The sequence below is a fragment of the Bradyrhizobium sp. LM2.9 genome, assembly GCF_054056555.1.
Window position 1 is genome coordinate 1,715,721 of the sequence record NZ_JBSRYJ010000002.1, and the last position, 23,913, is coordinate 1,739,633.

The window sequence follows — 23,913 nt, forward strand, 5'->3', positions numbered from 1 at the left end:
GCGAATCCCCGAAGGCGTTTCCGCCCCAAGGCTTCGCAGTTCAGCCGGTGGACCCGGCCCTTTTTCTCCCGGCGATGGTGAGGTGCGTGCACCTCTCACCGGCCGGCATGTCCGGATCCATCCGCCCCCAAGGGGATGAGCCCGACATGCGTTCAACGCCCCACAACGACACTTCAACCAATTGCCATGCGAGCCTGTTGCCGGCCCGTTCTGGCGCCCTGGGAGACCGCTATCGCGGGCAGACAAGCCCTCATCCCGCTGCCTTTGGCTGGCTTGGCGGAGTGCTGTTTTGCAGGCCCTTCGGGGAGTGCCGGCGGGACGCAAACACACTCGCGCCGAACGGATCGAAAACTAGGACTCTCCATTGCGCCCGTCAAGAACTAGTGCGGGTTCCTGAATCAAATACTAAATATGGTGGATTGTCGGGGATAACAGGGGGCAAGCCCACACCTGTTCTTGAGCCAAGTATCGGTGAGTCCTCAGGGATTCCCAACCGAAAAAATTTGCATCCCGTGGTGCTGCGGAGGCTTCACCCCGCTGTTCACAGGGCAGGTATATTTTTGAGGACCGGGCTTGCCTCAACGGGACTCACGTGGGGCTACGGACGGTGAGGGCAGGCATGCCCGCCGGGGTGGTGGTGGGGCGCGCGAATCCGCGCCAAGCTGACCTCGATTTTGCCGGACACCCACATGCTTGATTCGACGCGACCGGGCTTGCGACCACGCATCGCCCCGGCCGGCCTGATGTTCCTCGCCATCACCTCGGTGGGCTGGGCGCTTCAACTGGCCGGTGACGAAATTCCTGCTTTCCGAGCTGCCGCCGCTGACGCTGCGCGGGGTGACGGGGGTGGTGGGCGCAGTGCTGCTCGCCGCCCTCGCGCTGATCCGCCGGCAGAGCCTGAGGGTCGAGCCTGCGATCTGGCCGCGCCTGGTGACCGCCGCAATCCTCAACGTCACCGGCTGGATGGTGCTGATGGGCCTGGCGCTGCTCTGGCTGCCAGCCAGCGAGGCGGCGCTGATCGCCTACACCATGCCGGTCTGGGCCTCGCTGATCGCCTGGCCGGTGCTGGGCGAGCGACCGACCTTGTTGCGCACCATCGGCCTGGTGATGGCCTTTGCCGGGCTTGCCTCGATCATGGGCGGCAACGGCATTGCCGCCAGCGCGGAAAAGCTGCCGGGCATCATCATGGCGCTGTGCGGCGCGATCGGCTTCGCCGTCGGCACGGTGTTTTCCAAAAGATACCCCATCCATCTGCCGCCGATCACGGCCGCGGCCTGGCAGATCGGGATCGGCTGCCTGCCGATCTCGATTATCGGTCTCGTCATCGAGACCACGCATCTGGAGCAGGTGACACCGGTCGGCTGGTGGCTGCTGGTCTATTCGACCGTGGTGCAGTTCTGCATCGCCTATGTCAGCTGGTTCGCAGCGCTCGCGCGCCTGCCGGCCTCGGTCGCCGCGATCGGGACGATGGCGGTGCCTGTCATCGGCGTGGTGGCGTCGGCGCTGGCGCTGGGGGAGCCGCTGGGCCCGGGCCAGATCGCGGCACTCATCTTCACGCTGGCAGCCGTGGTGCTGGCGACGCGCTAGCTAGCTTGCAGTCATGCCCCCGCCGTTCAGCGCCTTCCTGATCATCTCGGCGAGCTGGTTGCGGCGGTAGGGTTTTGTCAGCAGTATCACGCCGTCGTCGAGCTTGCCATGGTGGACGATGGCGTTGTCGGTATAGCCGGAGGTGTACAGCACCTTCAGGCCGGGGCGCCGTTTTGCCACTTCCTCGGCGAGCACGCGCCCGCTCATGCCGCCGGGGATGACGACGTCGGTGAACAAGAGATCGAACGGCTGGCCGGTCTCGATCAACTCAAGCGCCGTCTTGCTGTCGGACGCCGCTACCGTCTTGTAGCCGAGGCTCTGAAGCTGCGCGGTGACGAAGTTGCGCACCAGCGGATCGTCCTCGACCACGAAAATGGTCTCGGCGCCGCCTTCGGCTTGCGGCGTCGCGGTGGCGACCACATCCGTCATGCCTTCGCCCGGCGGCAGATAGAGCTTGATCGTGGTGCCGTGGCCTTCCTCGCTGTAGATCTTGATGTGGCCGCCGGACTGCTTGACGAAGCCGTAGACCATGGAGAGGCCGAGGCCGCTTCCCTTGCCGACCTCCTTGGTGGTGAAGAACGGCTCGAACGCCTGCTGCTGGACCTCGGCCGGCATTCCGGTGCCGGTGTCGCTGACGGCGAGCATCACGTAAGGGCCGGGGCGCACATCCGGATTATTCTGGGCATAGGGCCTCGTCGAGCACGACCCGATGGGCCTCGAACAGCAGCTTGCCGCCGTTCGGCATGGCATCGCGGGCGTTGATCGCCATGTTGAGCACGGCATTGGTGAGCCGGGACGGATCGATGTGCGAGGTCATCGGCCCCTGTTCCAGCACGGTCTCGATCTGGATCTGCTCGCCGAGGGTGGGGCGCAGGAGTTTTGCGATATCCGCGACCGCAGCGTTGATCTCGACGTTGCGCGGCTGGAGCGGCTGCCTGCGCGCAAAGGCAAGCAGATGCTGGATCAACTCGGCGCAGCGCTCGGCGGCCTCGTCGATCAGCCGCGCCGTGCGCTGGAGCTCGGGCTGGGCCTTCAGGCTCGCCACCAGCGTCTCGGTGTTGCCGGAGATGACGGTCAGCATGTTGTTGAAGTCGTGCGCGACGCCGCCGGTCAGCTTGCCGATGGCATCCAGCTTCTGCGACTGATACAGCTGCCGCTCGGTCTCGCGCGACATGGTCGCGTCGTGATAGACCAGCACCGCGCCGGAAATCCTGCCTTGACCGTCCAGCATCGGCCGGCCGCTGATCATGAGATGGCGGGGTGAATTGCTGCTGTGCGGGCGGACGATCATCTCCATGTCTTCGAACTGCTCGCCGCGCAGCACGCGCGCCGACGGCAGCTCGTCGGGCTTGAGCGGGGTGACGCCGTCGCCCTGAAATACGTCGGACAGCGTGCGCAGATTGCGCAGGTTCATGCCGGTCCGGTGCAGCAATATGCGCTCCGCGGCCGGATTGGACAGAAGGACATTGCCCTCGGCATCGATGACCAGCACCGCCTCCGCCATGCTGCGGAAGGTGCTCTGAAGCACGTTGACCGACAGGCGCAGCTCGTCATGCGCGGTGACCAGATGCTCGGTGCGCTCGGCCACCGCGGCCTCGAGTTGCTGATTGGCGGCCGTGGTCTCCAATAGCGTGCTCTTGAGCGCGCCCTGGGTGCGCTGGCTCTCGCGCATCACCATCACGACCAGCAGCATGATCACGAGCGCGCCGGCGATATCGATGCCGAGCAGCACGATGCCGGTGCGGCGCGAATCCTGCGAGCGCGCGGCGAGCAATTGCTCTTCGCCCGCGCTCAGACGATCGAGGTTGCCCATCACCGTGTCCATCAGGCCGCGGCCCTCGCCCTTGCCCTGGAGCGTGGCAATGCCGGATTGGTCGTTGCCGGCGCGCAGGCGCATGGCCTCGGCGGCGATCTCCATCCGGCGCAGCGCCAGCGGCTCGGTGCCCTCCAGCAGCATGACCTGATCGGGATTGTCGCGCACGCCGCGCTTGAGATCGGCAAGTGCCGGCGCGATCTGGGCGTGTGCCGCCTGGAACTCCTCGCTGAAGCTCGGGCTGCCGTAGATTTCGTAGCCGCGTGCGGCACTCTCGGCGCGGCGCATCAGCAGGCGCAGATCGGAGATCTTCTTCAGCACCTCGATGGTGTGATTGACCCAGGCCGCATCGGACCGTGACTTGACGTCGAGGCCGATCGAGGCTGCGGTGATGATCAGGAGGATGGCAAGTCCAGTACCGAGAATGATGCGCTGCGTTGGGATCAAGGGGCTTCTTTCTTGTCCTTCGGCTGTGCACTTTCGCCCCCGAGGCATTCCCGGATGGTGGTCAGCAGCGCGTCCGGCGTGAACGGCTTGCGCAGGCAGCGTGTTGCGCCGAGCTCCAGCGCCATGCGGAGGAAATCGGGAGAGGGCGACGCGGATGACGCGAAGGCGTAGCCGGACATCGCGATCAGCGGTACCGCCGGCGCGCGCTCGTGAAAGATGCGGACGGACTCGAAGCCGCGCATGTGCGGCATGAAGATGTCAACCAGCATCACGTCGAAATTCTGTGTTTCGAGCGCAGCCAAACCCGTCTCTCCGCCGTCGGTCAACGTGACGTCGAAGCCCTGACGTTGGAGGAGGACCTCGATGGTCGCGCCGACCATCGGATCGTCATCGACCACGAGAATACGCGGCATGACATTTTCCAGTAATCGAAATCCCCATAGCCAAATTGATACAGGTGAATCGCGCGTCGGGTCAATTTTGGATTGGGTCAGGGTAGGTATGCACGGTGCGGTGATTAAAGGTCCGCGCGCCTCATCGTGGCGGACAGCGACCACGATGCGCTCGAAACAGTTGAGGTGCTCGACATGCGCGAAAAAGGCGCCGCATCGCTGCGGCGCCTCTCTTCAAGCGTTGTCGGTGTGCTTACGGGCAGGGATGACGCTGGCCGTCATAGCCGAGATAGGTGCCGGACGCCGGATCGTAGGATTTGTAGCGCTGTGCGCAATAGGCTGCGGAGTCGCCGCCGCTGTCGGGGACCACCGCCACTGACGGCTCATCATAATAGCTGTCGTCGCCATAGTAGTAGGGATCGTTGTAATAGCCGCCGCCGTAATAGGCGTACGAGCCAAGGCCGCCGATCGCAGCACCCGCCGCGACACCGGGCCAGAAGCCGCCGCCGCGATGGCGCCAGCCGCCGCCATGCCAACGGCCGCCGCCGCCATTCCAGTTGTGGCCCCCGGCTGCTGCGAAGCCGCGGCCGCCGCCGGTGAAAGCAGCGCCGCCACCCGGACGCACAGTTGTACCCGCCGCGAAGTTACCGCCGCCGCCGCCGATCCGCGCGCCGCCAAAGCTGCCGCCGCCCATTCGCGCGCCGCCGCCGCCGCCGCCAAAGTGTGCGCCACCACCGCCGCCACCAAAGTGTGCGCCGCCGCCGCCGCCACCAAAGTGTGCGCCGCCACCGCCGCCACCGATGTGCGCGCCGCCTCCGACCACCGCGGCCCGACTTTGTGCAAAGCTCGGCGTCGCCAACGGGATAACCAATGCCACTGCCGCAGCGGCGCTCAAGACTTTCAGACTTTTCATGATCAAAACTCCTTTTCCCGGAAGCAAACCCAATGAAGGGGCTGTAGTTCCTGGGATCACGGCGGTTTGCGTGCGCGGCAAGGGTCTCATGGGAACGCTGTATCCGGCATGAACGGATCGCGTCCGATTTGCGGCAGCGTCCGTGCCCGGAGCCGCATCCCGCAGCGGGGGGCGCCGCCGCACCCGCCGAACTGGACATTTCGCCGTCCGGATGGCATCAGGACCCGACGAAGCAGGGCCCTTGCCGTATGAAACAATTCTTCCTCAAGTTCTTCACCTGGTGGAATGGCCAGACTTTTGGCACCCAACTCTGGACCAGGCGGTACGGGGAGCTGGTCGGCCAGGACGAGCAGGGCAACCTCTATTATCGCACCCGCGGCGGGGTGATCGACCCGACGCTCGGCTTCGAGCGGCGCTGGGTGATCTACAACGGTTATGCCGAAGCAAGCCGGATCCCGCCGTCCTGGCACGGCTGGATGCATCATACCGTCGACGTGCCGCCGACGCAGGAGAACTATCAGCCGCGCGAGTGGGAAAAGCCGCACCAGCCGAATCTCACCGGCACGGCCAACGCCTACCGCCCCTCGGGTTCGACGCTCGCCAGCGGCAAGCGGCCGAAGGCGACCGGCGACTATCAGCCCTGGACGCCTGGCTAGGCTTCCGATTCCCGTCCGATTCCTTCGTGGGAGTGGATGCACCCGCATCCGCCTCACCCTGCTGTGGACAACGCGAACAGCGGGGATGATTCCTGCGCGCTCGTTGCAGCCATGCGAGCGACGCGGCTCAATGGCGCATCTTACGGAGATGGGAGACCATCGCGTTCGGTTCGGGCAACAGTTCGCGACTGTCCCGAGATGCAGCGGCCGCCGACCAGGACTCGATCGGGAGATAGGCCCCCGGTCTGGAAGCTCCGAAATCGCCCGATGAAATGTGCAGCCGCCGTAAGGCAGGAAAGGCCGCTTGGGAAACCGAGCGGCCTTTTTCTGGTGTGACGAGTTGCGTGTCCCGGACGCGCTGCAGCGTGTAACGCTGCAGCGCTGAGCCTGGACCCATGTAGCAGCGACACGTGTGGTTTCCTGGGGCCCGGCTCTGCGGAGCGTCACTGCATGCCGCACCGCGTCCGGGACACGAGAGGGGCTACATCACCCGTTCGGCGGCGCGCTTCACCGCTTCCAGGCGGCGGGCCTGGTTTGGGGCGCCGCGCTCTTTCAGCAAGGCCAGCACTTCGGCGGGCGCGGTATCGGGCGAGCCTGCATTGAACGGCGGAGCGGGATTGTATTCGAGCTGAAGCTGGATCGCTTCCGCCGTGGTGCGATCGACCAGGATCGACACCAGGGTCAGCGCGAAATCGATTCCCGCGGTGACGCCGCCGCCGGTGATGCGGTTGCGGTCGATGCAGACGCGCGTCCTGGTCGGCGTTGCGCCGAACTGGCCTAGCATCTCCATCGCGCTCCAATGGGTGGCGGCGCGGTAGCCTTTCAAGAGGCCGGCAGCGCCCAGCGCCAGAGATCCCGTGCAGACCGAGGTGACGTATTTGGCGCCTTCGGCCTGCCGGCGCAGGAAATCCAGCACCTCCTCGTCATTGAGCAGATCGTTGGTGCCGCCGCCGCCGGGCACGCAGATCACGTCGAGCTGCGGGCAATCGGCGAAAGTCGTGGTTGGCGTCAGCGTCAGCACGGAATCGCTCGGCACCGGCTCGATCCGCTTCCAGATCAAATGCAGTTTTACGCCTGGGACCGACGAGAACACCTGCAAGGGGCCGGTGAAGTCGAGCTGAGTGACGCGCGGGAACACCAGAAGTCCGATCTGGAGCGGTGTCGACATGAGAGCCTCCAACTATGTGCTTGACGCCGGCAAATTGGCATGATGCCGTCCTGTCCAAAATGGCATTTTTCCCTCACTTTCGGACATCACCGATGATCGGCATCCTGATCTTCCCGGATTTCCAGTTGCTCGATGCGGCCGGCCCGATCTCGGTGTTCGAGATCGCGGCACGTGCCACCGGCAAAGCACCCGCGATCCGGGTGCTCGCGTTGAACCCAGGGCCTGTGCGCAGCTCGTCCGGAGTTGAAATGATGGCGCGCGATTTCAAGTCGGCGAATGCGATCACGACCCTGGTCGTGGCGGGCGGCGCAGGCGTCACGGATGCGGCGCGGTGCGAGGTCACGCGCGGCTCAGTGCAGCGGCTGGCACGGCGCGGCGTGCGGGTCGCCAGCGTCTGCTCGGGCGCCTATGTGCTGGCCGAGGCGGGCCTGCTCGACGGCCGCCGCGCCACCACGCATTGGGGCCGCACGCGAGATTTCGTCGCGCGCTATCCCAAGGTGAAGTTCGAGCCGGACCAGATTTTCACCCGTGACGACAATGTGTGGACGTCCGCCGGCATCACCGCAGGTATCGATCTCGCGCTCGCGATGGTGACCGAAGACCATGGCGAGGAGATCGCGCAGGCAACCGCGCGGCAGCTCGTGCTGTATCATCGCCGCAGCGGCGGCCAGTCGCAATTCTCCTCTCTGCTGGAGTTGAAGACGCCGAACGGCAGGTTCGGTGCATTGCTGTCCTGGGCGCGCGAGAACCTCGACGCGCGTTTGACGGTCGAAGATCTCGCCGACCGCGCCGGCATGAGCGCGCGGCATTTTGCCCGCGCCTTTGCCGCCGAGACCGGCACGACACCCTCCAAGGCGATCGAGCGCTTGCGGATCGAGGTGGCGCGCGAACGCGTGCAGTCCTCGCGCGAGGCGATCGAGCTCGTCGCAGAGGCGACCGGCTTCCGCGACCCCGAGCGCATGCGGCGCGCCTTCATCCGCGCCTTCGGCCAACCGCCGCAGGCGCTGCGGCGTGCGGCAAGGGCCAGCTAGGTTTCGCCGGAAGCTGTAGTTCGTGGCGGGCGGCTGCGCTCCATCCCGGCAGTACCTTGTGTGCATTTTTGCACAGATCCGGGAACCAAAGCTCCCGCTTCGGCTTGATGTGCGCCACCCGAAGTGGATGGAGGTAAGCGGTGAATACTGAGTTGCTCGTCATCATGGTTGTGGAAGACGATCCGCTTATCCAGACAATCGTAGAAGAGGCATTAGCCGAGGGTGGCTTCCACCCGGAGGTTGCTTCATCCGGGGAGGAAGCGCTCACACTTCTCCAAAACGAAGAAAGCAAATATCTGGCCCTGATCACCGACGTGAACCTCAGCGGTGCTCTCACCGGCTGGGACGTTGCCAGGCGCGCAAGAGAACTCAATCCCCACATTCCCGTGGTCTACATGACCGGTGCCGCCGCCGATGATTGGCCGTCCCTTGGCGTTCCTCACAGTATGCTCCTGCAAAAACCCTTCGCCCCGGCACAGGTCGTGACCGCGACCTCACAACTCCTCAACCAAGTTCCGCCAACACACGAGTAAGGTCGCAGTGACACGTCAGTAGCGCGCCGCGCTCGGCTTCACGGGCGCCGGCAGTTTCGATATTCTCTGGCAACGCCGTGCGGCCGTGCATCAGCTGATAATTTTCATCTCATCGCCAGGTCGTGGTCTCTTTTTTGCAGTTGCAAGAGTCGCCCGCGCTGTCAGCCGCCGCGCGATCGGCGTCAGCATGTATGGCGCCAGGTGAATTGGAAACTGCGTCATCGCGAAATAGAGCCATGTGGTGGGCGGCAGCGCGCCGGCGGTCGCGGCCAGCATCAGGCCCAGATTGCGCTGTGATACCATCAGCCCGAGCGCCAGCGCGCGCTCATAGCCGATGCGGCGGAACAGCAGCGTGGTGATCGCGAGCAGCGTGAAATAGATCGTGAAGGACAGCAGCGCCAAGCCGATAGTGAACACCGGCTGGGCCACGAGGTCGCTCGCAACGTCGCCCATGATCGCGGCCGCGAAAATCAGCAGGATGACGATGTTGAAGCCGTCGATCGGCCGCCTGTGCCGCTGGATCGCGGCCGCGCCGAAGACCCAGCGGATCACGGTCGCTGCAAGCAGCGATGCCGCGAGGATGCCGAGCAGTTTCAGGCCGAGCGTGGCCGGCGTGACGCTGAGCATGTCGCCGAGGAACAGGCTCGCGAACAGCGACGCGGTGAACGGCACCAGCGCGGTCGCGGTCACCAGCGTGACCAGAACGAGCGTGGCATCGAGGCCCATCAGTGCGGCCAGCGCCGGCGAGGCCATCATCGGCGAAGCCATGCTCTGGAGCATCAAGGCCAGCGCAAGGCCGGGCGAGCGCGCGGTGAGACCGGTGACATGGACGATCAGTCCGACGATCACAGGCACGCCGATCACGGTCCAGGCGGTCGCGGTCGCGACCAGCGCCGGCCGGCGCAAATGGCCGGAGAGCGCGGCGAGATCGACCCGCATGAAGGAGATGCAGAGCAGGACGAAAATCGCCTCGGTGACGTAAGGGCGCAGCAACGCCCCGAGCGGCGGCACCGCGAGCGCAATGAAGACGACGGCAGCCACAGCGCGGGTGCCCTGGCCGCCGAGCCATGTCAGCCCGCGCAGCGGGAGGGCGAAGAGGTTTTGAAAGACGGATGGCATGCGGGAGGCGGCGTCAGCCCAATCCCTTCAACCACGCGCCGATCTCGCTCACGGCGACATTGGCCTCGCGCAGCAATTTGCCCATCGTGAAGAAGCCGTGGAATTGGCCGGGATAGTGCTTGGTGGCGACGGGCACGCCGGCTTGCCTGAGTCGCTCGGCATATTCGTCGCCTTCGTCGCGCAGCGGATCGGCGCCGGCAGTCAGCACATAGGTCGGCGGCAGGCCGCCAAGGTTTTGCGCGCGCGCCGGCGAGGCGCGCCAATCGTCGACGTCGGCGGCGCCGTTGAGATAATGGTCGCGGAACCAGCGGATTACCGAATGCGTCAGCAGCACACTGGTCTCGGGCTCGCTGTGCGAGCCGTGCGTCATGGCGAAATCGACGGCGGGGTAAATCAACACCTGGCCCGCGATCGCGGGGCCGTTGCCGTCTCTCGCAGCAAGCGCGACGACTGCGGCGAGATTGCCGCCGGCGCTGTCGCCGCCGATCGACAGGCGCGCGGCGTCGACGCCGAGCTCGCGGGCGTTGGCGGCGACCCATTTGGTCGCGGCGATCGCGTCATCGGCTGCGGCGGGAAATTTGTGTTCGGGCGCGAGGCGGTAGTCGACCGAGATCACGATCAGCGCGGCTTCGACCGCGAGCTGGCGGCAGACGACGTCGTGGGAGTCGAGATCGCCGATCACCCAGCCGCCGCCATGGAAGAACACCAGCGCCGGGGACAAGCCGTCATGCCGGCGCCGGTCTTTCGGAACGTAGATGCGGGCCGGGATCGTTCCGTGCGGTGCCGGGATCGCCAGCGGCGTGACGCGCGCAAGTTCCGGTGGCTCGGGATTGGTCGCAAAGCGCGCCTGCGAGTAATAGGCGCGCGCTTCCGGAGCGGTCAGGGTCTCGTAGGCGGGGCGGCCCGCCTCCTGAAAGGCCGTGTAGACGGCGGCGGCGTCGGGATCGAGCACAACAGGCATGGGGAAGCGACCTTACGGGTTTCCAGCGATCGTTGGATGTCGTTTTCGGGGAGCGGCGCCGCCTCTTCGGGGACGCCGCCGCCTTGGCCCGGGCAAGGGGCGTTCGGACTATCCCATCCGGGGGCCGATCTGGCCAGACCGGGCCGGGAGGGGAGGGATGCCGCCCTTCCCCCGCCGTATTCGCCGTGTTAACCGGATGACCTGCGAGCGGCGGTATCCCCTGTAGAATGTCCAGCAAGCCCGATTCGCTGTTGAAGCCGCGCGAGATGTTTCGAACCTTTACCCTGACAGGTCTTGCGGCGCTTTTGGCCGCCACCGCACTGACGGCTGCGACGCCGGCTCAGGCGCAGATCGGCACGATCTTCTCCGATCCGCCGCCGCTGCGGCCGCCCGGCAACATTCCGCGTGGCCAGCCTCAGCCGCAGCAGCAGATCCCCGATGACGACGAAGAGGTGCCGGAGCTGCCGCCGCAGGGCCGTGTGCTGCCGTCGCGCCCGATGCCCCCGCCGCCGGGCCGGCAGGGTAATGTGATGCCGGGGCCGGTCGAGACCCAACCTCTGGCGCCGCCCCCTGGCTCGGCCGCCGCTCCGCCAAACCAGCCGCCGTCCGTTGCGGTCGCTCCGCCCAATCCGCAAGGCGCCCCGCAGCCGGGCGCGCCCGGTCAGCGCCAGCCGCAGCAGAAGGGCGGACCGGGTGGTACTGTGCCGCAGACGCCGGCGAGCCTGCAGCCGGGCGACGAGGTCGTCACCGAACCGCCGGCCCAGAAGATCGTGAACAAGAAAGCGACTTTCTCCGGCCTCGACAAAATCACCGGCCGCATCATCAATTTCGACGAGGATATCGGCGAGACCGTGCAGTTCGGCGCGCTGCGCGTCAAAACCGACGCCTGCTACACGCGACCGGCGACGGAGGCCGCCAACACCGACGCCTTCGTCGAGGTCGACGAGATCACCTTGCAGGGCGAGGTGAAGCGCATCTTCTCGGGCTGGATGTACGCGGCAAGTCCGGGCCTGCACGGCGTCGAGCACCCGATCTACGACATCTGGCTCACCGATTGCAAAGAGCCGCAGCAGACCATCGCGACCGCGGCGCCGGATCCCGGCACCAAGCCGGCTGCGCCGCCGCCGCCTGCGCAGAAGAAGTCCGCGCCCAAGCAGGTGCAGCAGCGTCCGCCGCAGCCGTTGCCGCCGATCCAGCAGCAGCAACCGGCACCGCCGCCACCTCCGCCGCCCGAGCAGCGGCCGGGTCTGTTCGGTATCCCGGGGTTTGGCCGCTAGGCCAAATCCCCGGATTCGGCCGGTGATATCCCTGATTATTGCCGTGAGGCGATGATCTCGAGCGCGCGTGCGCCCGGGATCGCTTCACCGGCGGAGAGCTTCAGGAAATCGCCGGGCTCGCCCGCGAGCGCCTTGTCGAGCAGCGCGGTGTAGCGCCGCCGCGAAATCTCGGCCGCACCAAAACTCTTCAAATGCTCGGTGACGTATTGGGTGTCGAGCAGCTCGAAGCCGCCATGGATCAGCCGCGCGACCAGATGCACCAGCGCGACCTTCGAGGCATCGCGCGCGGTGTGGAACATGCTCTCACCGAAAAAGGCCCGGCCCAGGCTGACGCCGTAAAGCCCGCCGACGAGGTCTTCGCCCTGCCAGGCCTCGACGCTGTGGCAGTGGCCGAGCTCGTACAGGCCGCCATAGAGGTCGCGGATGCGCTTGTTGATCCAGGTGTCCTCGCGCCCGGCCTGCGGCGCGGCGCAGCCCGCGATCGTGGCCTTGAACGCAGTGTTGACGGTCACGCGGAACGAATCCGAACGCACGGTACGCGCGAGCCGCGAGGCCACGCGAAATCCCTCGAGCGGGATGACGCCGCGCAACTCCGGCTCGACCCAGAACAGGGTCGGATCGTCGGCGCTTTCGGCCATCGGAAAGATGCCGCAGGCATAGGCGCGCAGCAGTACGGCTGGCGTGATTTCAGACGGGGCAGAGTCGCGCGAAGTCATGGCTCGCGACAATAGCAGGATCGCAATGCGGTTGCGATGGGCGGTGCGGGTCAGCTCGCTGCCGCAGTATTGGGCTTGACGGGGCCCGCGGGCACACGGCGGAACCTCAACATGATGCGGGTTCCGGAATGGGTGGGGTCGCGCTCGACCGAAGCGTCGAGCTTGGTGGCCATGGCTGCGACGATGCGCTGGCCCATGCCGGTGGAGCGCGGATCGGCCTTGACGTTGTCGCCGACGCCGTCATCCCTGATCGCCAGCAGCAGATCGTCGCCCTGCGAGGTCAGCTCGACATGGATCGGGCCGGCGCCATCAGGATAGGCGTATTTCACCGCGTTCATCACCAGCTCGTTGACGATGATGCCGACGGCGACCGCACGGTCCGGATCGATCTCGACCGGTTCGGCCTTCAGCGTCAAGCGCGACATCCGGTCGCCTTCGGCCGAGCGGCGGAGATCCTCGAGCAACGAGTCCAGATACTGGTTCAGCACCACGCTCTTCAGGTCTTGCGAGGTGTAGAGGCGGCGGTGCACCTGCGCGACCGCGGCGACGCGGCCCATCGCATTGGTCAACGCCGCCTTGACCTCGTCCTGCGCCGCGGAGCTTGCCTGGAGATGCAGCAGCGAGGCGATGATCTGGAGCGAGTTGCCGACGCGGTGGTTGACCTCGCGCAGCAGCAGTTCGCGTTCGGCGGCCAGCGCTGCGTAGCGGTCGCGCGAGGCATGGATCTCGGCTTCGGCCTCCTCGCGCGCCTTCTGCAATTCGGCCTGGCGCAGCGCGCCCTCGGCCGCGACGTGAAGCAGGGGGATGAAGTCGCCCTTGACGTCCTTGACGAGATAATCGGCCGCGCCCGCCTTCAGCGCCGTCACCGCGATGCTGGAATCCTGCGAGGCCGTGACGAACACCACGGGGGGTGCGCCTGGGATCGCCATGATCTGCTCCAGCGTCTCCAGCCCGTCGAGGCCGGGCATGTACTGGTCGAGCGCGACGACGTCGATGCCGCCGGTCGTCCCCGCGCGGCGGATGAGCTCGAGGCCTTCCTCACCGCTTGCGGCATGAAGGACCTTGTAGCCGCGCCGTGTCAGGCCGCGATCGACCAGGCGCGCCAGCGCGCCGTCGTCGTCGATGTAGAGCAGTGTTGGCGTGCGCTGGTTCATGAGGCGCGGCGGACGGGACCTGGATGACCGAGAAGAACAAGCCGAGCTGCCGGATGGCATTGGCGAAATTCTCGTAGTTCACGGGCTTGGTGATGTAAACGTTGCAGCCGAGCTCGTAGCAGCGCTTGATTTCCTGGGAATCGTCGGTGGTGGTCAGCACCACCACGGGCGAGGCCTTCAGATATTTGTTCTCCTTGATCTGCTTCAGGATGTCGATCCCGGTCATGTCGGGGAGGTTGAGATCGAGCAGGATCAGGAGCGCATTGCCCTTTTGCACGAGCCCGCTGCCGTCGGCCCCGAACAGGTGCTTCATCGCGTCCGTGCCGTTGGCGAAGGAGATGATCTCGTTGTTGACGCCGGAGCGGCGGATGTTCCGCTCGATCAGTCGCGCATGTCCCTCGTCGTCCTCGATCATGATGATGCTGACGGGTTGAGTCATTGATCCGCGTTCCGGTTGCTGGCGTTCCAGGAAATGGGCAGCGTGATGGTGAAGCTACTGCCCGTATTCAGTTCCGATGATACCGACATGGTGCCGCCAAGGCGACGCACAAGTGCACGCACATGCGCGAGACCGATGCCCTGACCGGGCTTGTCCTGGGTTCCCGCGCGGCGAAACAGGTCGAATATCCGCTGGTGATCCTTCGGATCAATCCCGCGGCCGTTATCGCTGATCTCGAAGATAGCGTAGCCGAGCTTGGTACGCCCGCGGATTCTGATCTCGCCGGGGACGCCGGGCTTGAGATATTTGATGGCGTTGTCGATCAGATTGGAGAAGATCTGCTCCAGCGCCAGGCGGTCGCTGACCAGATCCGGCAGGGACGCGATGTGGATCTCGGCCTGCGCTTCGGCGGCCTGATGCGCCAGCGTCGACACGATCGCTTCGATCAGCCTGCGCGTGTCGATCTTTTCCGGCTGGAACTCACGCCGGCCCTCGCGGGTGAGATTGAGGATCGCCGAGATCAGGCGGTCCATCTTGGCGATCGACGACTTGATGAAGCTCAGCGCTTCGGAAAAATCTGCTGAAAGCTGCTTGTCGGGACCTTCGAGCGCGATCTCGCCACCAGTCAGCGGCGGCCCGTTGGCCGGAACATGGGTGAGGCCGCCGATACGGCGGAAAATGTCGCCGCCGAGTTCTTCGAGTTCGCTGGTGAAGCCCATGATGTTGACGAGTGGCGAGCGCAGATCGTGGCTGACGATATAGGCAAAGCGCTGGATCTCGTTGTTGGCTTCGCGCAGATCGGCCGTGCGTTCGTCGACGATGGTCTCCAGATTGACATTGGCATCGCGCAGGCGCGCCTCGGCGTCGTCACGGGCGCGGGCCGAGCGCCGCACCAGCCAGATCGAGATCAGGGCCAGCAGCACGACGAGGCCGGAGCCAATGCCGGTCATCGACGCGGCGAGGGACTGGCTGCGGTCCGAGTTGACCGTTCGGAGCCGGAACAGCCGTTCTTCTTCCAAAATCATTCCCGACGCGACTTCGGCGATCGCGGCCGTGGCGTCGGTGGAGGCGAGCTTGCGGACCAGCGCTGCGGCCTTCTCGGGCTCACCGTGGCGGACGAAATCCATCTCCTGCACGAACTGGCCGAGCCGGGTCTCGATCGCCGCGCTCAGCCTCTCGATGCTTTCGCGTTGCGCCGGATTGTCGCCCGTCAGGCGCGTGAGCTTGTCGAGCGCCGGGATGATTGCTGCCACGGCCTTGTCATGGTCGGCCTGGAAATCCGCCGCTTGCGTCAGAAGGTAGCCGCGGGCTGCGCTCTCGGCACGCCGGATTTCCAGCAGGAGCGTGTTGATCTGGTTCTCCGCCTCGATGGTGTGAACCACCCATTTGCTGTCGTCTCTCGCCTTGTTGACGAGGTAGACCGAGCCGGCACTGATCACGGTCAGCACCACAAGGCCCGCCGAGAACAGCAGGATCTGCCAAAATGCGCGCCGTCGCTGCGCTTCAGCGATCACGACGGCCTCGCCTGATCAGGTTTAGCGGAATTCAAAACGCCCCCTCGGAACTGTCCCCGCCGACCAGAACGCGATTGGGGGGAAAGGGTTCCATGGGAGGCGGATTATTGCCGGCCGGGTTCCGTCTTGCCGGCGAGGTACTGTTCCAGCCAATGGATGTGGTAGTCGCCGTTGATGATGTCGTCTTCGCGGACCAGCGCGCGGAATAGCGGCAGGGTGGTCTCGATGCCCTCGACCACCATCTCGTCCAGCGCCCGGCGCAGTCGCATCAGGCACTCGCCGCGGGTCTTGCCGTGCACGATCAGCTTGCCGACGAGCGAGTCGTAATAAGGCGGGATCGTGTAGCCCTGATAGACCGCGGAATCGATGCGCACACCGAGCCCCCCGGGTGGGTGATATTGCGTGATGCGGCCGGGCGAAGGACGGAAGGTCTGCGGATTTTCGGCGTTGATGCGGCACTCGATCGCGTGGCCGATGACCTGGACCTCTTCCTGCCTCGCCGGCAGGTCGCCGCCGGCGGCGATGCGGATCTGCTCGAGCACGAGGTCGATGTCGGTGATGCTCTCGGTGACGGGATGCTCGACTTGGATGCGGGTGTTCATCTCGATGAAGTAGAACTCGCCGTCCTCGAACAGGAATTCGATGGTGCCGACGCCGAGATATTTCATCTCGCGCATCGCCTTGGCGCAGGTCTCGCCGATCTTGGCGCGCGCTGCCGCGGCCAGCACGGGCGAGGGGCCTTCCTCCCAGACCTTCTGGTGGCGCCGCTGCAGCGAGCAGTCGCGTTCGCCGAGATGGATCGCGCCGCCGCGGCCGTCGCCGAGGATCTGGATTTCGATGTGGCGCGGCTTCTGGAGATATTTTTCGAGGTAGACGGAGGCATCGCCAAAGGCGGATTTGGCCTCGTTGGCGGCCGTCGACAGCGCCATCTGAAGGTCGCCCTCGCTCTGCGCCACCTTCATGCCGCGGCCGCCGCCGCCGGCTGCGGCCTTCACAAGCACCGGGAAGCCAATCTTCCTGGCGATTGCCATCGCGTCGTCGTTGGGGCCGAACGCCTCCGTCGGAACCGGGCACCACGGGAATGCCGAGCTTCCTGGCAGTCCTCTTGGCTTCGATCTTGTCGCCCATCAGGCGGATGTGCTCGGCCTTCGGGCCGATGAAATGCAGATTATGCTCGGAGAGGATCTCCGCGAAACGCGCGTTCTCCGAGAGGAAACCGTAGCCGGGATGCACGGCATCGGCGCCGGTGATCTCGCAGGCCGCGAGCAGTGCGGGCACGTTGAGGTAGCTGTCCTTGGACGCCGGTGGCCCGATGCACACGCTCTCGTCCGACAAGCGCACATGCATGGCATCGGCATCGGCGGTGGAGTGCACGGCGACGGTCGCGATCCCGAGCTCCTTGCAGGCGCGCAGGATGCGAAGGGCGATCTCGCCGCGATTGGCTATGAGGATCTTGTCGAACATGGTGTCCTTAAGGGACTGGCGCGCGGGAAGCGGCGAGGGCTTTGTTGGCCTCGACCGTCACTCAATGATGACGAGCGGCTCGCCGTACTCGACCGGCTGGCCGTCTTCGATCACGATCTGCGTCACCGTGCCGGCGCGCGGCGAGGGGATCTGGTTCATGGTCTTCATGGCTTCGATGATCAGCAGCGTCTGGCCGACCGCGACCTTGCTGCCGACCTCGATGAACGGCTTGGCGCCGGGCTCCGGCGCCCAATAGGCGGTGCCGACCATCGGCGAGGTCACGGCGCCGGGATGCTTCGACAGGTCGGCAGCGGCTGGCGCGGCGACAGCTGCGGCCGCCTGGAGGGCGGCGGGGGCGGCTGCCATCTGCATCGGCATGGTCGCAGCAACGCTGACGTTGCGGGCGACGCGCAGGCGCAGGCCGGAACGCTCGATCTCGATTTCGGTGAGGCTGGTCTCATCGAGCAGCAAAGCGAGCTCGCGGACGAGGGCGGAATCCTCGCTGGAAAACTTTGCGGCTGCTTTGTCGTCTGGCTGGCGCGCCATGTTGTTTGATCCGAATGTTCTGTGTGAAGAGGGAGCGTCAGGCTTTGGGCGTGATGCCGAGCTTGGCGGCAAGGCCCTGGATGGCGAGGCGGTAGCCCTCGATGCCGAAACCGCAGAGCGAGGCGAAGGCCGCGCGCGCGGTGTAGGAGTGGTGACGGAAGCTCTCGCGGGCGTGGATGTTGGTCACGTGCACTTCGACCGTCGGGATCTGCACCGCGAGCAGCGCGTCGTGCAGCGCGATCGAGGTGTGTGAATAGCCGCCGGCATTGATGATGATGCCCTTCATCTTGCGCCCATGCGCCTCGTGGATGAAGTCGATCAGCTCACCTTCGCGGTTGGACTGCCGGCAGTCGGCCTTGAGGCCGAACGTCGCCGCCGTCTCCCGACACAGCGCCTCGACGTCGGCCAGCGTCGCATGGCCGTACTTCTCGGGCTCGCGCGTCCCCAACATGTTGAGGTTCGGCCCGTTCAGAACAAGGATCGTGTCGGTTGCTGGTTCGGCCATCCCAATCCCGCAAGAGGTGCTTCGGCGTGGCGGGGGTTATAGGTAACAAAGCGCGTGAGGGGAAGCCTTGAAGGACCTCCCAGGGGGCTTCAGATACCTCATCCGAGGTGCAAAAACCTGTGCGGAAGCTACGGAAATTGCTTGTTAACCAGTCCAAAGCATGGCTGCCGGGAGAGCCCATGGGCAGAAGCCACCCAATAGAGCAGAAGCCCCTGCCGATCGCTCGGCAAGGGCTCATTTTGGGCTTCAGCGAAGTGGCTTAGCCTTCGATGATGTACACGATCTCACGCGTCTGGGGACGGACGATGACGTACTTGCCGTGCACCAAGATCACATCGTAGCCGCGCCATTCCGGATAGATTTCCACGATCTGGGGCGGCAGCGGGTGGAATCGGACGGACGCCGGGACGGCCGTGCCGACCGAAATGTTGAAGTTGACGTTCGTGGTCTCTTCGATCTTGGTCGACTTGATCGCCGTCGAGATCTGGCTCCGCTTCTCGGGAGGCGGTGCGGAGGCGGTGGCGGAGGCGTTACCGGTCGTGGTCTGCGACTTGCTGTCCGCGCCCTTGGTCTCCGCGCCCTTGGTCTGGGCGTTCATGTTGCCGCTCTTGGTGTCCGTCTCCGTGCTCTTGGACTTGTCCATCTGGGATTTGTCGGTCTGCGACTTGTCCATCGTGCTCTTGGACTTGTCCTGCTGGGACTTGTCCTGCGCGCGTTCATCGGTGCGCTGGCCCTTGGTCGCGCCGGCCTTGTCCTCAGCCGCGTTCTTGTTCATCTCGCGGCCCGAATGCTCGTCCTTGGTCGCACCCGAGGACTTCTCCTCCGCGGACGTGCCGGACTTCATGCTGCTGGAGCCGCCGGCCTGGCCAACGGTGCCCTTCTCCTGGGTCGACTCGCGGCCCATCGAACCGCCGCGCTCGGCGGCGCCGCCGGAAGGCTGCGAATGCTGCATCTGCGCACCACCGGCGCCGCCACCGCTGTCGCGGTTCGTGGTGCCCTGTGCGTTTGCCAGACCCGTGCCCGCGACCAGCGCGAGCGCGGCAACCGAGATCATAAAGCGGTTAGACATGGAATTCTCCTCACGTGTCTCTTTGCGTCATTGCCCGCGCCGACAACGAAAGGAGATTTGAGTTGTTCCGGAACATCGGGGGTTCCGGGGCATTTGTTTCCTAAACGCGAGATGAACGCGTACGTCGGATTCGCGCCACGTTCGCGATGAAAGCAGTGCCAACAAAAAAAGCCGGCTCATCAGCCGGCCTTTTCTCATCGTGTCGTTGTAAATGCGCGCTCAGCAAGTCGCCTTGCCGCAGCGGGCAATGCCGATCTTTTCCTTGAGGCCCTCGACACCGATGGCGCCAACAACGATCTGCTTGCCGATCACATAGCTCGGCGTGCCATTCATGCCCATCGCTTCCGCGAGCTTGAAGTTCTCCTCGATGGTGGTGCGCACCTCGGCGCTGCCGATGTCCTTCTCGATCTTGGCGGTGTCGAGACCGGCTTCCTTGGCCGCCTGAAGCGCGCGCGCCTTGTCGGCCGCGCCACGGCCGCCGAGCAGCTTCTGATGGAAATCGAGATATTTCTTGCCGGAGGGATCCTGCATGCGCACCGCGACCGCGACCTGGGCTGCTTCGACCGAGCCCTGGCTCAGCACCGGAAACTCCTTCAGCACGACCTTCAGCTTCGGATCGGCCTTCATGAGGTCGAGCATGTCGCCCATGGCGCGCTTGCAGTAGCCGCAATTGTAGTCGAAGAACTCGACGAAGGTGACGTCGCCGTCCTTGTTGCCGAGCACGACCTGGCGCGGCGAGTTGAAGATCGCATCGGAATTCTGCGCGATGCTGGCCTCGTGCTTCTGCGTCTCGGCCGTGGCTTGGCGCTTGGTGAGCTCGGTCATCGCCTCCTCGAGCACCTCGGGATGAGTGACGAGGTAGTTCTTGATGATCGCCTCGATGTCGGTGCGCTGGGCATCGGAGAAGCTGTCGGCCGACGCGGGCGCGGCCGCGCCGAACAGGGCGAGCGCGAACAGCGCGGGAGCAAAGCAGGCGCAGCGAAGGCATAGGCAAATCCTCTTATCCAAAGCAGGTTTCGGAAAACGTCCCGGCTGACTTAAGCTCGGTGTCGTGACGTCGTGGTGTAAGGCGTAGCTTGGTCGATTTAGTTGCGCGACGGTTTTGACGCCACGATGTCGTCGGCCTTGACCCATCCGGGCGTGCCGACGGCGAAACGGGTTTTCGCGCGCGTCGCAAGCTCGCGGGCGGTCTTGTTGTCGCCGCGCAGATAAGCGGCCTGTGCCGACGCGAGATCCGCCTCGGCATAGTCTCCCTTCCGGCCATAGGCCATCGCGAGCTGCATGTAGCCGAGCTGGGCCTCCGGTTCCCGTGCCACCGCGCTCCTGAGAATCCGAACGGCGTCATCGGTGTAGGCCTTATTATCGGACCCAACCAGCGCCTGCCCAAGTAACATCTCGATGAGGGGGGCGTTGTTCGAGAGTGCGACAGCCTTGCGCAGGGCGGGAATCGCCTCGGCCGGCTTGCCACCTTCCAGCAGGGCCTGGCCGCGCACCTCGTAAAAATACGCATTGTTGGGCTGGACCTGGATCAACGCGTCGATCTGGGCGAGCGCGCTGCGCAAATCCCCGTGGAGATAGGTGCTGATGGCGCGGGCATAGCGCGCCGGCATGCTGTCGTTCGTCTGGGGATAGCGGCGGTAGACCGTCTCGGGCCGCTCCATGAAGGCGGAGATCTTGGCGCGCACCATGTCGTGGCGGAGCTGGAGCGCGGGATCGTCCTTCTTGTCCCAATAGGGGCTGGCGCTGGCGAATTGCTGGAGTGCAGCGACGCGCTCTGCGGGCATCGGGTGCGACTGGAGATAGGGATCGGTGCCGCGTGCCGCGAACAGGCTCTCGCTGGTGAAGCGCTTGAAGGTCTCGTACATGCCCTTCGGCGACTGCTGGGTCGCAGTCAGGAATTTCACGCCGGCGCGGTCGGCGTTCTCCTCCTGCTGACGCTGATAGGACAGCAGCGTACGGCGGATCATCTCCTGCGGTCCGGCGATCGCCGCCGCGCCGGCATTGGCCAGCCCATTGTTGCCGGCGCTGCCGCTGCCGCGTGTGCTGCCTGCGACCATCGCACCGGCGCCGAGCAGCATCGCGATGATCATCTGGGTCTGGGCGTTGGCGAGCTGCTCGCGCAGCTTGGACAGATGGCCGCCGGCCAGATGCCCGGTCTCGTGCGCGAGCACGCCGATGATCTGGTTCGGCGTCTCCGACTGAAGGATCGCACCGTAATTGACGAAGATGCGGCGACCATCGGCGACGAACGCGTTGAACGAGCCCTCGTTGACGATCACCATCTGGATGTTCTGCTTCTCCAGACCGGCGACGCGCAGGATCGGGCGCGTGTATTCGCGCAGGAGTTGCTCGGTCTCGGTGTCGCGCAGCACCGGCGGCCCCTTCATCTGCGCCTGCGCGGCCGGCAACGGCAGCAGCGCAATCGCAGCCGCCGTGACGAGGGCGGTGAGAACGGTGGCCTTCTTGCGCAATGCGATCTGGAGCAACATCAAGCGGTCTGGGTCAAACGGACTTGTTCAAGCAGTCTTGGTCAAGCATTCTTGGTCAAGGAGCTTCGTGATTGGTCGATTGGCGGCGGACCGGATACGCGATATGCCCTTGTGCGCCTTACCCCTTATGAGCCGTACAATGCGGCCAGTCTGGGGCGCAAGCGCCCGTTCCCGGACCGGACGGACCAGTCCGCCAGCGAATAGCAGAAATCGATGAACGATGCGACATTGAGGAACCGGTTGGGGCAGTGGCTCGAGCCCTCCCGCCGCAGCGATGTTCCCCCGTTCATGGTCATGGACGTCATGGCCGCGGCGGCCCGAATCGAGGCGGCCGGGGGCCACGTCATCCACATGGAGGTCGGCCAGCCCGCCGCCGGCGCGCCGAAGACCGCGATTGCGGCCGCCCATGCGGCGCTCGAGGCAGGTCGGATCGATTATACCTCCGCGCTCGGCATCCCCAGCCTGCGCGAGCGCATCGCGCGACACTATCGCGACGCCTATGGCTGTGACGTCAGCCCCGAGCGGGTCGTGGTGACCACTGGCTCCTCCGGCGGGTTCATTCTGGCTTTCCTGGCGATGTTCGAGCCCGGCGACCGCGTCGCCGTGACGGTGCCGGGCTATCCGCCATACCGTCATATCCTCACCGCGCTCGGCTGCGAGCCGGTGCTGATCGAGACCACGAACGAGACGCGCCATGCGCTGACCGGCGAGGCGTTGCTGGCCGCCCACCGCAAGGCGCCGCTGAAGGGTGTGCTGGTCGGCAGCCCCGCCAATCCGACCGGGACGATGATGTCCCGCGAGGCGCTCGCTGGCCTGATCGCGGCGGCGGAAGACGCGAGCATCCGTTTCATCTCGGATGAGATCTATCACGGGCTCGACTATGCGTTTCCCGCGGTGACGGCGGCAGCGCTGTCGGACCGCGCACTCGTGATCAACTCCTTCTCGAAGTATTTTTGCATGACGGGCTGGCGTGTTGGCTGGATGGTCGTGCCCGAAATTCTGGTGCGGCCGATCGAGCGGCTCCAGCAGAACTTGTCGATCTCGGTGCCGTCGCTGTCGCAGATCGCGGCCGAGGCTGCCTTCGACGGCGCGGCCGAGATGGAGGAGATCAAGCACGGCTATCAGGAAAACCGGCGCATCCTGATCGAGGGATTGCCCAAGGCCGGCCTGACCAGGTTTCTGCCGGCCGACGGCGCATTCTATCTCTATGCGAACGTCTCGGACTTCACCTCCGACAGTTTCGAGTTCGCCAAGCAGATGCTGGAGCAGGCGCACGTCGCGGTCACGCCAGGCCTCGACTTCGATCCCATCCACGGTCGTTCATTCATACGCCTCTCTTATGCGCGTTCGGCAGAGGAGATGCGGGAAGCAGTTGACCGGATCGCTCACTGGCTTAAATAGCCGCGAGTTTTCGACAGCCTTCTTCGACAGCCTCCGGAGTTCAATTTTGTCTGACCGTTCCGTCCCGTCCACCGCCACTTCTCATTCTTCTCTCGCCGCATTGATGTGGCCGACCCGGCCGGGTGAAGCCGTCGGCGCACTTCGCGCGCTCGTGCTGATTGCGCTCGGCACCGGCTTGATGGCGCTGTCCGCCAAGGTGAACCTGCCGCTGCCTTACGTGCCCATGACATTGCAGACGCTGGTCGTGTTGATGATCGGTGCCGCCTATGGCTGGCGGCTTGGCAGCGCAACCATGGTTGCCTACCTCGCTGAGGGGGCGATGGGCCTGCCGGTATTCGCCGGTCCGGTCGGTGGAATTGCACCGCTGGTCGGCCCGACCGCGGGCTATTTGTTCGGCTTCATTGGCGCTGCCTTCGTCACCGGCTGGCTCGCCGAGCGCGGTTGGGACCGCAGCGTGGTGCTGCTGTTTGCGGCCATGGCCGTGGGCCACATCCTCATTCTGGCCGCGGGCTTTGGCTGGCTGGCCTTCGGCCTCGGCCTGGGCGCCGCGAAGGCGTGGCAGGTCGGCCTGCTGCCGTTCGTTGCGGCCTCGCTGGTCAAGAACGCGCTTGGCGCGACGTTGATGCCGGCGATACGCCGGGTCGTCGATCGCCGGTAATACGCGCGATAGCGAGCAGTTCCAATTGACAGGGCCGGCCAAGTTGATCTTGGCTGGCTCT

General features: G+C 65.3%; 18 protein-coding genes and 5 pseudogenes. 7 read left to right on the forward strand and 16 right to left on the reverse strand.

Features of this window, described 5'->3' with window-relative positions:
- Positions 1-689: 689 nt before the first annotated feature.
- Positions 690-1,587, forward strand: a pseudogene (locus ACVWW3_RS09590) (DMT family transporter).
- On the opposite strand, the pseudogene ACVWW3_RS09595 reads toward ACVWW3_RS09590, so the two are convergent.
- The 3 genes and pseudogenes from ACVWW3_RS09595 to ACVWW3_RS09605 form a co-directional block, all read right to left on the reverse strand.
- Positions 1,588-3,847: pseudogene (locus ACVWW3_RS09595) on the reverse strand (CHASE3 domain-containing protein).
- Positions 3,844-4,260, reverse strand: coding sequence for a response regulator (locus ACVWW3_RS09600; RefSeq protein ID WP_247440632.1), 417 nt, complete (start codon positions 4,258-4,260; stop codon positions 3,844-3,846). Before ACVWW3_RS09600 ends, ACVWW3_RS09595 begins: the two are co-directional and overlap by 4 nt.
- Before the next feature lie 232 nt (positions 4,261-4,492).
- A complete protein-coding gene (locus ACVWW3_RS09605) occupies positions 4,493-5,152 on the reverse strand; it encodes a BA14K family protein (RefSeq protein ID WP_456650209.1) in 660 nt (219 codons plus the stop codon).
- A 248-nt stretch (positions 5,153-5,400) separates the two neighbouring features.
- On the opposite strand from ACVWW3_RS09605, the gene ACVWW3_RS09610 reads away from it, so the two are divergent.
- Positions 5,401-5,808: an NADH:ubiquinone oxidoreductase subunit NDUFA12 gene (locus ACVWW3_RS09610; RefSeq protein WP_247440546.1), complete on the forward strand. Its 408-nt coding sequence runs from the start codon at positions 5,401-5,403 to the stop codon at positions 5,806-5,808.
- Positions 5,809-6,289: 481 nt separating this feature from the next.
- On the opposite strand, the gene ACVWW3_RS09615 is transcribed toward ACVWW3_RS09610, so the two are convergent.
- Positions 6,290-6,976: a DJ-1/PfpI family protein gene (locus ACVWW3_RS09615; RefSeq protein WP_247347208.1), complete on the reverse strand. Its 687-nt coding sequence runs from the start codon at positions 6,974-6,976 to the stop codon at positions 6,290-6,292.
- Between the two features lie 92 nt (positions 6,977-7,068).
- On the opposite strand from ACVWW3_RS09615, the gene ACVWW3_RS09620 reads away from it, so the two are divergent.
- A complete protein-coding gene (locus ACVWW3_RS09620; protein WP_456650208.1) occupies positions 7,069-8,007 on the forward strand; it encodes a GlxA family transcriptional regulator in 939 nt (312 codons plus the stop codon).
- Between the two features lie 140 nt (positions 8,008-8,147).
- Positions 8,148-8,540: a response regulator gene (locus ACVWW3_RS09625; RefSeq protein WP_345946794.1), complete on the forward strand. Its 393-nt coding sequence runs from the start codon at positions 8,148-8,150 to the stop codon at positions 8,538-8,540.
- Between the two features lie 90 nt (positions 8,541-8,630).
- On the opposite strand, the gene ACVWW3_RS09630 is transcribed toward ACVWW3_RS09625, so the two are convergent.
- Both ACVWW3_RS09630 and ACVWW3_RS09635 read right to left on the reverse strand, forming a co-directional pair.
- Positions 8,631-9,659 carry a Na+-dependent transporter gene (locus tag ACVWW3_RS09630; RefSeq protein WP_456650207.1) on the reverse strand — a complete coding sequence of 343 codons (1,029 nt, stop codon included), beginning with the start codon at positions 9,657-9,659 and terminating at the stop codon, positions 8,631-8,633.
- A 13-nt stretch (positions 9,660-9,672) separates the two neighbouring features.
- Positions 9,673-10,620 (reverse strand): alpha/beta hydrolase, encoded by a 948-nt coding sequence (locus ACVWW3_RS09635; RefSeq protein WP_456650206.1) that lies wholly within the window; start codon positions 10,618-10,620, stop codon positions 9,673-9,675.
- Positions 10,621-10,847: 227 nt separating this feature from the next.
- On the opposite strand from ACVWW3_RS09635, the gene ACVWW3_RS09640 reads away from it, so the two are divergent.
- Complete coding sequence (locus ACVWW3_RS09640) at positions 10,848-11,897, forward strand: DUF2155 domain-containing protein (protein ID WP_456650205.1); 1,050 nt, start codon at positions 10,848-10,850, stop codon at positions 11,895-11,897.
- 35 nt (positions 11,898-11,932) lie between these two features.
- Here ACVWW3_RS09640 and aat read toward each other — a convergent pair whose 3' ends face one another.
- From aat to ACVWW3_RS09690, 10 genes and pseudogenes are all read right to left on the reverse strand, one after another.
- Positions 11,933-12,613: a leucyl/phenylalanyl-tRNA--protein transferase gene (gene aat, locus ACVWW3_RS09645; RefSeq protein WP_456650204.1), complete on the reverse strand. Its 681-nt coding sequence runs from the start codon at positions 12,611-12,613 to the stop codon at positions 11,933-11,935.
- 50 nt (positions 12,614-12,663) lie between these two features.
- A complete protein-coding gene (locus ACVWW3_RS09650) occupies positions 12,664-13,767 on the reverse strand; it encodes a sensor histidine kinase (protein WP_354048699.1) in 1,104 nt (367 codons plus the stop codon).
- A gap of 4 nt (positions 13,768-13,771) precedes the next feature.
- A pseudogene (locus ACVWW3_RS09655) lies at positions 13,772-14,206 on the reverse strand (response regulator); the annotation flags it as partial.
- Positions 14,203-15,720, reverse strand: coding sequence for a sensor histidine kinase (locus tag ACVWW3_RS09660; protein WP_456650202.1), 1,518 nt, complete (start codon positions 15,718-15,720; stop codon positions 14,203-14,205). The pseudogene ACVWW3_RS09655 and the gene ACVWW3_RS09660, both read right to left, overlap by 4 nt.
- Positions 15,721-15,824: 104 nt before the next feature.
- Positions 15,825-17,184, reverse strand: a pseudogene (gene accC / locus ACVWW3_RS09665) (acetyl-CoA carboxylase biotin carboxylase subunit).
- 57 nt (positions 17,185-17,241) lie between these two features.
- Positions 17,242-17,730: an acetyl-CoA carboxylase biotin carboxyl carrier protein gene (gene accB, locus ACVWW3_RS09670; RefSeq protein ID WP_354103540.1), complete on the reverse strand. Its 489-nt coding sequence runs from the start codon at positions 17,728-17,730 to the stop codon at positions 17,242-17,244.
- 37 nt (positions 17,731-17,767) lie between these two features.
- Positions 17,768-18,235: a type II 3-dehydroquinate dehydratase gene (gene aroQ, locus ACVWW3_RS09675; protein WP_247347194.1), complete on the reverse strand. Its 468-nt coding sequence runs from the start codon at positions 18,233-18,235 to the stop codon at positions 17,768-17,770.
- A 259-nt stretch (positions 18,236-18,494) separates the two neighbouring features.
- Positions 18,495-19,304, reverse strand: coding sequence for a DUF1236 domain-containing protein (locus tag ACVWW3_RS09680; protein WP_247347193.1), 810 nt, complete (start codon positions 19,302-19,304; stop codon positions 18,495-18,497).
- Positions 19,305-19,523: 219 nt separating this feature from the next.
- A pseudogene (locus ACVWW3_RS09685) lies at positions 19,524-20,292 on the reverse strand (DsbA family protein).
- A 97-nt stretch (positions 20,293-20,389) separates the two neighbouring features.
- Positions 20,390-21,793 carry a M48 family metalloprotease gene (locus ACVWW3_RS09690; RefSeq protein ID WP_247347191.1) on the reverse strand — a complete coding sequence of 468 codons (1,404 nt, stop codon included), beginning with the start codon at positions 21,791-21,793 and terminating at the stop codon, positions 20,390-20,392.
- 213 nt (positions 21,794-22,006) lie between these two features.
- Here ACVWW3_RS09690 and ACVWW3_RS09695 point away from each other — a divergent pair, with 213 nt between their 5' ends.
- Both ACVWW3_RS09695 and ACVWW3_RS09700 read left to right on the forward strand, forming a co-directional pair.
- Complete coding sequence (locus ACVWW3_RS09695; RefSeq protein ID WP_456671941.1) at positions 22,007-23,194, forward strand: pyridoxal phosphate-dependent aminotransferase; 1,188 nt, start codon at positions 22,007-22,009, stop codon at positions 23,192-23,194.
- A 103-nt stretch (positions 23,195-23,297) separates the two neighbouring features.
- The gene (locus ACVWW3_RS09700; RefSeq protein WP_247440636.1) at positions 23,298-23,852 is read left to right on the forward strand and encodes a biotin transporter BioY; all 555 of its coding nucleotides are present in this window, start codon (positions 23,298-23,300) and stop codon (positions 23,850-23,852) included.
- The last annotated feature ends 61 nt before the right edge of the window (positions 23,853-23,913 follow it).

Excerpts from the sequence above, each read along its gene's own strand:
- ACVWW3_RS09615 (WP_247347208.1), bottom strand. The coding sequence starts at position 6,976 with ATGTCGACACCGCTCCAGATCGGACTTCTGGTGTTCCCGCGCGTCACT.
- ACVWW3_RS09680 (WP_247347193.1), bottom strand. The coding sequence starts at position 19,304 with ATGTCTAACCGCTTTATGATCTCGGTTGCCGCGCTCGCGCTGGTCGCG.
- ACVWW3_RS09605 (WP_456650209.1), bottom strand. The coding sequence starts at position 5,152 with ATGAAAAGTCTGAAAGTCTTGAGCGCCGCTGCGGCAGTGGCATTGGTT.
- ACVWW3_RS09600 (WP_247440632.1), bottom strand. The coding sequence starts at position 4,260 with ATGCCGCGTATTCTCGTGGTCGATGACGATCCGATGGTCGGCGCGACC.
- ACVWW3_RS09640 (WP_456650205.1), top strand. The coding sequence starts at position 10,848 with ATGTCCAGCAAGCCCGATTCGCTGTTGAAGCCGCGCGAGATGTTTCGA.
- ACVWW3_RS09695 (WP_456671941.1), top strand. The coding sequence starts at position 22,007 with ATGAACGATGCGACATTGAGGAACCGGTTGGGGCAGTGGCTCGAGCCC.
- ACVWW3_RS09690 (WP_247347191.1), bottom strand. The coding sequence starts at position 21,793 with ATGTTGCTCCAGATCGCATTGCGCAAGAAGGCCACCGTTCTCACCGCC.
- ACVWW3_RS09620 (WP_456650208.1), top strand. The coding sequence starts at position 7,069 with ATGATCGGCATCCTGATCTTCCCGGATTTCCAGTTGCTCGATGCGGCC.
- aat (WP_456650204.1), bottom strand. The coding sequence starts at position 12,613 with ATGACTTCGCGCGACTCTGCCCCGTCTGAAATCACGCCAGCCGTACTG.
- aroQ (WP_247347194.1), bottom strand. The coding sequence starts at position 18,235 with ATGGCCGAACCAGCAACCGACACGATCCTTGTTCTGAACGGGCCGAAC.
- ACVWW3_RS09610 (WP_247440546.1), top strand. The coding sequence starts at position 5,401 with ATGAAACAATTCTTCCTCAAGTTCTTCACCTGGTGGAATGGCCAGACT.
- ACVWW3_RS09700 (WP_247440636.1), top strand. The coding sequence starts at position 23,298 with ATGTGGCCGACCCGGCCGGGTGAAGCCGTCGGCGCACTTCGCGCGCTC.
- ACVWW3_RS09635 (WP_456650206.1), bottom strand. The coding sequence starts at position 10,620 with ATGCCTGTTGTGCTCGATCCCGACGCCGCCGCCGTCTACACGGCCTTT.
- ACVWW3_RS09650 (WP_354048699.1), bottom strand. The coding sequence starts at position 13,767 with ATGAACCAGCGCACGCCAACACTGCTCTACATCGACGACGACGGCGCG.
- accB (WP_354103540.1), bottom strand. The coding sequence starts at position 17,730 with ATGGCGCGCCAGCCAGACGACAAAGCAGCCGCAAAGTTTTCCAGCGAG.
- ACVWW3_RS09630 (WP_456650207.1), bottom strand. The coding sequence starts at position 9,659 with ATGCCATCCGTCTTTCAAAACCTCTTCGCCCTCCCGCTGCGCGGGCTG.